The sequence below is a fragment of the Chamaesiphon sp. OTE_8_metabat_110 genome, assembly GCF_031382685.1.
Classification (GTDB): domain Bacteria; phylum Cyanobacteriota; class Cyanobacteriia; order Cyanobacteriales; family Chamaesiphonaceae; genus Chamaesiphon.
The window spans coordinates 1-7,533 of the sequence record NZ_JANMZA010000450.1 but is presented as its reverse complement, the minus strand read 5'-3'; the positions used below and the strand labels follow the sequence as shown (position 1 = coordinate 7,533).

Below are 7,533 nucleotides of genomic sequence, written 5' to 3'. Positions count from 1 at the left end.
TCGGTACAGTCAAATTCGATATCGATCAGCACTACCGCTTCTTGAGGGGCAAATTGACGCAGTTGTTCTTTGATCGTTCTCAGCACTGCGAAGCTACTAATTTCCAGAACTTTGACTGACAATCCAGCATATTGAAAGGTTTCGATATAACTATCAGTGACTTCTTTGCGGGTGGCTGCCAGCATCACTTGAACTTTATCCAGCCCATCGTCATCCGTGACTAAATCGAGTTTTTGGTAGTCGATATCGACTTCTTCGCGAGGATATGGTAAATATAATGCTGCTTCGTGGTTGAGAATCAGATCGCGAACTTCCCGATCGTTTAATTCAGCGGGTAAGGGAATCAATCTAATTACCGACTCTCGCATTGGCACGGAGGTGCTAACGTGAGTTGCTTTGATTTTGTTGTCGGCTAATGTCGTTCGGATCAACTCACCTAACTCTTGAGGATTGATAATTCGCCCTTCCTCAAAAATTCCTTCCGGAACTTCCGCGAAGCAGAGTTGTTTGAGAGTTAGAACTGCACCTTTTTTCTGGAGTTGGGCAATATTGATCCGTTCGGATCCAAGTTCGATCGCCACTCCACTGCCTCGCTGAGGAAATAGATTTTTTAATCGATTAAGCATATATTTTTTTACTCATAGCCTGGAATGTGCCACTAGGAAGAAGTAGCCAAGACGGGGGATAATGTACGCTGGAACTGGGTAGAAAAGTTCCGGAAAAAACTGTGTTAGCGCTCCTCGATCGAGTTTCGATCCGAAGTATGTAAACATTCAATTACTCTCCTACTTAAATTACCCGCAACTACCCATCACAATTAACATTGCCAAGAGTTTTTTTGAAATTTAATCGATCGAGCCAGCGAATTTGGGGCTGACAAGGGGGATCTGCCGTTCGATTCTCCAGGGGAGACGCTACGCGAACGAGTCCGGTTTCTTCAGTCTAGAAGCCATGTTGCCGGATCTCGCGATCGCTCGATCGGCTCGAACCGTTAGTAGACCTCTTATTCCCTACCCCCTATCCCCTATCCCCTAACTCTTGCCTACTTTGTTGTATCGATTGTCACAGGCACAGATTCGGGAACTCGACTATGATGTAAAGGCTCGAACTTCAAAGATCTGATTACCCTGTCAGACTTCAGAGCAGTTTGTCCTCGCGCACTTTAAGAGTTTATGACTACTAATATGTCAGGATCGTCATCGTCGTCACGTACGGCAGTTTCACCATCGTTATTGGTTAGTATCGTTGCTGCCCCTTGGTTGAGTGCGATCGTCAGCGTTCGAGCTGCTGGTAGTTTTCTCGAACAGTTGGGAATAGCCAGTGAAGAAATGTTTCGGGGCGATCGATTGCCCGTGTTACATTTTGCCGATACCGATGGCGAAAGGCTAGATTCTGGCTCGACCGATCCAGCCGCTGACCTCTATTGATGAGGCGCGATTGTTGGTTCTAGGCAGTTTATTTAGCATTGGCAGCAGTGTGACAAATACCGCAGGTAAGTCCGATCGTGTAGCACGCTTAGAGTCTGGGCTAGATATTGTCTTCTCCAAATGTTTGATACAATAGGAGCGACTTTGCCCAGCAAGCAAGATCGCCAGCAGTCTATAGTTCGCAATGCTAGTGCGAAGCCAAAAATTTTCATCGTGAGGTCAACTGCCGTCGCCATGCCATTGGAGTGGGGCTAGCAGCATTGCCTTGGGTAGTTTTTTCACCCCACGTCCATCCCGCGAGCAATTGTTATATGCATCCGCTAACTCACATCTCGGCACCAGAATTGCTAGTCTCTACTCCATCCAACTTGTCCCTGAACCATCGACTCAAAGTCATTGAAGACTTGTGGGAGCGAGTACTGCGAGATGCTTGCGGTCAAGAACTAGTCACTCTGCTCAAACAATTGCGGGAGATGTGTGCGTCGGATGGCAGTACCTCCGAGCCATTGTCTTCAGAAGTTCACCAAACGATCGAAAAGCTCGATCTCAAAGATGCGATCCGCGCTGCTCGCGCTTTCGCGCTGTATTTTCAACTGATTAATATTGTCGAGCAACATTACGAACAGTGCGAACAAAAATTAGCACTGAAATTATCACTTCAGTATTCAGTCCCTCTCCCAAATCCCGGCACCCATCATCATCCTGAAAATGTGCCGCCGTTAGGTGCTGGACTGCTCGAAAAAAATTGGCAAGCTTCCACCATCGCGCCAAAAGAACGCGGGACATTTACGGCGCTATTTCCCATGCTCAAAGCAGCCGGAGTACCACCTCAACAGGTACAGCGCCTCTTTGATGAGTTGGATATCGGCTTGGTATTTACCGCGCATCCTACCGAAATCGTCCGCCATACAATTCGGGACAAGCAGCGCCGAGTGGCTAAAATCCTCGAACAACTCGATCGTGCAGAGGAAGAAATGGCGCGGTTGGGCATTGAATCTTCATGGGAGGTTGCCGAACTCGAAGGGCAACTACTAGAAGAAATTTTGCTGTGGTGGCGAACGGATGAGCTGCATCAATTCAAACCGACAGTTTTAGATGAAGTAGACTATACGCTCCACTACTTTGAAGAGGTGTTATTCGATGCGATTCCCCAACTATCCCAACGCTTAAATCTCGCGCTCAAACAGTCTTTTCCCCATCTCAATCCCCCCAGCAATCGGTTTTGTCGGTTTGGATCGTGGGTAGGCTCAGATCGGGATGGCAATCCTTCGGTAACGCCCAAAATTACCTGGCAAACCGCATGTTATCAGCGGGGAATCGTCCTCAAAAAGTATATTAAATGCGTGCGGGGATTGACTAACTCTCTGAGCCTATCGCTGCATTGGAGTAATGTCTTACCCGAATTATTGGAATCGCTCGAACAAGATAAAGCGCACTTCCCAGAAATCTATGATGAGTTGTCAATTCGCTATCGTCAGGAGCCGTATCGACTCAAACTGACTTATATGATCGAGCGACTTGCCAATACCTTGGATCGATCGCGAAAAGTAGCTGATTGGGACAGTTTACAGTTTCCGCAAACCGATCTCAATCCCTATACCTGCTATCATTCTGGGGCAGATTTTCTCAAAGAGTTGGGCTTAATTCGGCAGAGCTTACTACAAACCGGATTAACTTGTCAGGCGTTAGAAACGCTGATTTGTCAGGTGGAAATTTATGGCTTTAACCTCGCGCAACTAGACATCCGCCAGGAGAGCAGTCGCCACGCCGATACAGTCGCCGAAATTGCCGAGTATCTCCAAGTTTTGCCCCAATCCTACCACGACCTTTCGGAAGCCGATCGAGTCGAGTGGCTGGTCCGCGAACTCCAAACCCGGCGTCCGTTAATCCCTGGCGAACTCCCCTTCTCGCCCAAAGCCGTCGAAACCGTCGAAACTTTTCGGATGCTGCGCCGACTCCATCTGGAATTTGGCCCCGAAATCAGTCAAACTTATGTAATCAGTATGAATCGAGATGTCAGCGACATTCTCGAAGTGATGCTGCTGGCTAAGGAGGCAGGTTTATACGACCCCGCCACCGGGATTACTAGCCTGCAAGTAGTACCATTATTTGAAACCGTTGAGGATCTCAAAAAAGCCCCTCGCGTGATGCAATCGCTGTTTGAGTTGCCCCTCTATCGAGCGGCTTTGACGGGTGGTTATCAACCCAGCCCCGAGACAGCGATTCCCGGATTAGTCCCCGATCTCCAAGAGGTGATGTTGGGATACTCCGATAGTAATAAAGACGCTGGCTTCCTCAGTAGTAACTGGGAAATCCATAAAGCGCAAAAAGCACTCCAGTCGATCGCCGAGCAATTCGCCGTGAAGCTGCGAATTTTTCACGGACGTGGTGGCAGCGTCGGCAGGGGTGGCGGGCCGTCTCACGAGGCGATTTTGGCCCAACCAGGACAAAGTATCAACGGTCGAATCAAGATTACCGAGCAGGGAGAAGTCCTCGCTTCTAAATATTCGCTACCCGAGTTAGCACTCTATAATCTAGAGCAAGTAGCCAGCGCGGTAATTAAAACTAGCTTGATGTCTGGCGGAATCGACGATATCGAGCCGTGGAATGAAGTAATGGAAGATCTTGCCGATCGATCGCGCCGCCATTATCGCGGACTGATCTACGATTGTCCCGATTTAGTCAACTTCTTTCATCAGGTAACACCGATCGATGAAATCAGCCATCTCCAGATTAGTTCCCGTCCCGCACGGCGCGGTGGTAAACGCGATCTCGCCAGTCTGCGAGCAATTCCGTGGGTATTTAGCTGGACGCAAAGCCGCTTTTTACTCCCCTCTTGGTATGGCGTTGGTTCGGCACTCCAAGAATTTGTCGCCGAAGCACCGACGGAAAACTTTGAATTGCTCCAAGGTTTTTACCGCAAATGGCCATTTTTCCGGATGGCAATTTCTAAGGTCGAGATGACAATTTCTAAAGTTGACTTGCAAATTGCCCGCCACTATATGAGCGAACTATCGCAACCAGAAAATAAGGAACAGTTCGAGGTTTTATTCGATCGTATCACCCAAGAATATCAGCTCGTTAGCGATATGGTGTTGCGGATTTCGGGACACGAAAGATTTTTAGATGATAATCCCGAACTCCAAAGATCGATCCAGCTCCGGAATGCGAGTATCGTCCCGCTAGGATTTTTGCAAGTCTCCCTGCTCAAACGGTTGCGCCAACACGGCGGCGCGGGCACGATCTATTCTCGCTATAGCAAGAAAGAACTGCTCGATGGTGCCTTACTCACGATCAATGGAATTGCCGCAGGAATGCGAAATACAGGTTAAGAGGTAGTGGATAGTGGATAGTGGATAGTGAATAGTGAAATCCATTGCTATTACCTATTCCCTTTAAAACACAGTCAATGGTGAATAGTGAAATCCATTGCTATTCCCTATCCCCTATCCCCTATTCCCTAATTATGTGGCGTATAACAATTAACTGTTCGGCAGAAGACTGGCGCATTCAAGGCACAGCCTTCAAGGAACTCGCGAAAAAATATCCAGCAACTTTAATCTCATCCAAGAAGATGCACGGCGACGATCGTCGTATCATGGAATATCAAATTGAAGATGTCAATGATGCTGATGAATTTACCGACGAATGCTTGAAACTAGCTGGTTTTACCGCCGTGTTTGAATCTTTATAGCTGCAAATAAGTTGACCTTACTTGAGAAGATGTCTGAAAAGTCAATTCTTTTAAGCATAAACCCCAGCCCCCCTTCAAAAGGCTACCCTGTATACACAAGTCGGATAGGCTTCGTTTCGAGATCTGAATCCCCCTTAAAAAGGGGGACTTAAAAGCCCCCTTTCCAAGGGGGTTGGGGGATTTGAATCTACGATCCATATCAAATAACCTTTTCAGACATCCTCTAAGAGGTTTCAGAAAAGATCGAATGGTAGGGTGGGCAATGCCCACCGTCGAGGTTTCAGGCTTTTCTACTCTAATAAATATTTGTGCCGACCTACCTAAAAACGGCAAATAAGTTAACCTCACCCGAGTAAAGGTGAGGTTAACACAGATATTCAAGCTAATTCACTTCGAGGCTCGACGTTGCCGCAGGCAATGACAACTGGTACTTATTCAAAGCTTGACGCGTGGCTGCGACGCTACAAGCGAGCGCGATCCGCTCCTGTTGAAGAATGCCGACAACTCGCTCGGGATGGGAACTATCGGTGACTGGCAATTGATGCAGCCCTCGGGCATTCATCCGATCGATCGCTTCGGAGATCGGCTCATCGATATCAGCATAAAATAGATATTTGGTGCAGATACTACCAACATTATCGGCGAGTAGTCGATCGGGTTGCAGTGATGCTTCGGCTTGAGAAATAGCGCGACTGAGATCGTGAAGAGTGATAATCCCCATTAGTTCGTCTCGATCGTCCACAACTAAAGCACTATGGCAGTTATTTTGAGTCAATTTCAAGCCAGCCGCCAGAATGTCTAACCGATCGGACAATCGCAGATAATGATGATCCATCGCATCCCGCACCCGCAGGTGTTGGAGGATGGCGAGATCTCGATCTGGTTGGACGCTCAGCGCCAGTTTATCTAGTTTGTCTGGGGATTTGGATTTGGGGTTCATCCGTTCGATCGCCCAAATACTCAAACCGACACACGCCATTACCGGGAGGACGATCCGATAGTCGCGAGTCAGCTCAAACATCAACAGGATCGCCGTCAAGGGTGCCCGCGCACTGCTGGCGAGTACCGCCGCCATCCCGACCATTGCATAGGCTGGTGGCGCTGCAATCTGGCTGCTGAGAGCGGGAAATAACAAGACTAGAGACTTACCGTAGATTGCGCCCATCGTCGCGCCCAAAAACATCCCAGGTGCAAACAAGCCACCGACTAAGCCGCTACCCAGACTGACTGCTGTCAGCAGCATTTTGATGACTAAAATCGAGACTAGCAGCATCAAGGAAAATTGGACATCTTGCAACATCGCTTCGATCGTTTCATAGCCGATGCCCGTAACTTGGGGAAACTTCAACGCGACAATCCCGACGATCGTCCCGCCGACAACAGGCGTCAGACAGCGAGGCACTTTTCCCAACCAAGCCAGATAACTGATGTTTCCCTGAAAAGCCGCTCTGGCAAAATCGACAGTCTGAGTGTAGGCAAAAGATACCAAACTCGCCAAGCCACCCAATACTAAATACAGCGGTAGCTCGAATAAGCTTTTAACTTCATATACTGGCAGCGCAAATGCAGGTCTGCCACCCAGTCCGATTTGAGCCACCAACGAAGCGACGACAGCAGCTAAGACGACTACGCTGACTGCCGAAGTTGCAAAAGTGCTACCCAGCACCAACTCTAGTGCGAAAAACACGCCCGCGATCGGGGCATTAAATCCCGCTGCAATTCCCGCCGCCGCACCCGCGCCCAACAATAACCGCTGCCGCTCCTGGGAAGCATGTAAAGCCTGTCCCAAAAACATCCCTAGATTCGCGCCGATTTCTACGCTCGGCCCCTCTGGGCCTAAAGATGCCCCAGTTCCGAGCGATACTGCCGCTGCGACCATCTTCACCAGCCCCCGCCACGGAGTCACTTTGTTACCCGATTGAGTCGCCGCAATCATCGAGTTCATGTTAGGGCCAAAATCCTGCCAATACCACCGCATGATCCCGACGATCGCCCCCCCAAAGATCGGTACTAACGCTAGCAACCAAGTCCCCTTTATTCCCTGCATGTGCAGTCCATCGATCGTATCGGCGATCGCCGTATGCGATGAACTATCAAATAAATCGATTAGATAGTGAAATAAAACTACTCCCGCTCCCGCAGCGCCACCGATCGACATCGATAATAGCATCACGACCAACCCTGGAGAGGGTTCGAGTCGATTGAGCTTGCTAGTTAGGCGTGAGAGCAAGGATGTGATGGGAGACACAGATGGTGGCGGAATTACGGTCATGGATAACGCCAGATTATGAGAGGTTAATTAAATTTTGTTAATTAAATTGTAATATTTATTTAGGGTCATTGGGGATCGATTTGAGAAGTTTAGTAGCAAATTTGGTGGGGAGATGGGAGATGGGAGATGGGAGATGGAAG

6 protein-coding genes are annotated in these 7,533 nt (G+C 48.7%); 4 read left to right on the top strand and 2 right to left on the bottom strand.

Features of this window, described 5'->3' with window-relative positions; genetic code table 11:
* Positions 1-626, bottom strand: a 626-nt coding sequence (pilM, locus tag RMO52_RS16620) for a type IV pilus assembly protein PilM (RefSeq protein WP_310416357.1), incomplete at its 3' end; no start/stop codon positions are given.
* Between the two features lie 546 nt (positions 627-1,172).
* On the opposite strand from pilM, the gene RMO52_RS16615 reads away from it, so the two are divergent.
* The 4 genes from RMO52_RS16615 (at position 1,173) to RMO52_RS16600 (ending at position 5,121) form a co-directional block, all read left to right on the top strand.
* Positions 1,173-1,427 (top strand): hypothetical protein, encoded by a 255-nt coding sequence (locus RMO52_RS16615; RefSeq protein WP_310416354.1) that lies wholly within the window; start codon positions 1,173-1,175, stop codon positions 1,425-1,427.
* Positions 1,428-1,547: 120 nt separating this feature from the next.
* The gene (locus RMO52_RS16610; protein ID WP_310416350.1) at positions 1,548-1,682 is read left to right on the top strand and encodes a hypothetical protein; all 135 of its coding nucleotides are present in this window, start codon (positions 1,548-1,550) and stop codon (positions 1,680-1,682) included.
* 56 nt (positions 1,683-1,738) lie between these two features.
* A complete protein-coding gene (gene ppc / locus RMO52_RS16605) occupies positions 1,739-4,759 on the top strand; it encodes a phosphoenolpyruvate carboxylase (RefSeq protein WP_310416347.1) in 3,021 nt (1,006 codons plus the stop codon).
* A gap of 134 nt (positions 4,760-4,893) precedes the next feature.
* Entirely contained in the window at positions 4,894-5,121 is a 228-nt protein-coding gene (locus tag RMO52_RS16600) for a hypothetical protein (RefSeq protein WP_309738510.1), read from the top strand.
* Between the two features lie 382 nt (positions 5,122-5,503).
* On the opposite strand, the gene RMO52_RS16595 is transcribed toward RMO52_RS16600, so the two are convergent.
* Positions 5,504-7,393 (bottom strand): chloride channel protein, encoded by a 1,890-nt coding sequence (locus RMO52_RS16595; RefSeq protein WP_309738508.1) that lies wholly within the window; start codon positions 7,391-7,393, stop codon positions 5,504-5,506.
* Positions 7,394-7,533 lie beyond the last annotated feature (140 nt).

Bases quoted from the DNA above. Each gene is read 5' to 3' on its own strand.
- RMO52_RS16615 (WP_310416354.1), top strand. From the start codon at position 1,173: ATGACTACTAATATGTCAGGATCGTCATCGTCGTCACGTACGGCAGTT.
- ppc (WP_310416347.1), top strand. From the start codon at position 1,739: ATGCATCCGCTAACTCACATCTCGGCACCAGAATTGCTAGTCTCTACT.
- RMO52_RS16595 (WP_309738508.1), bottom strand. From the start codon at position 7,393: ATGACCGTAATTCCGCCACCATCTGTGTCTCCCATCACATCCTTGCTC.
- RMO52_RS16600 (WP_309738510.1), top strand. From the start codon at position 4,894: ATGTGGCGTATAACAATTAACTGTTCGGCAGAAGACTGGCGCATTCAA.
- RMO52_RS16610 (WP_310416350.1), top strand. From the start codon at position 1,548: ATGTTTGATACAATAGGAGCGACTTTGCCCAGCAAGCAAGATCGCCAG.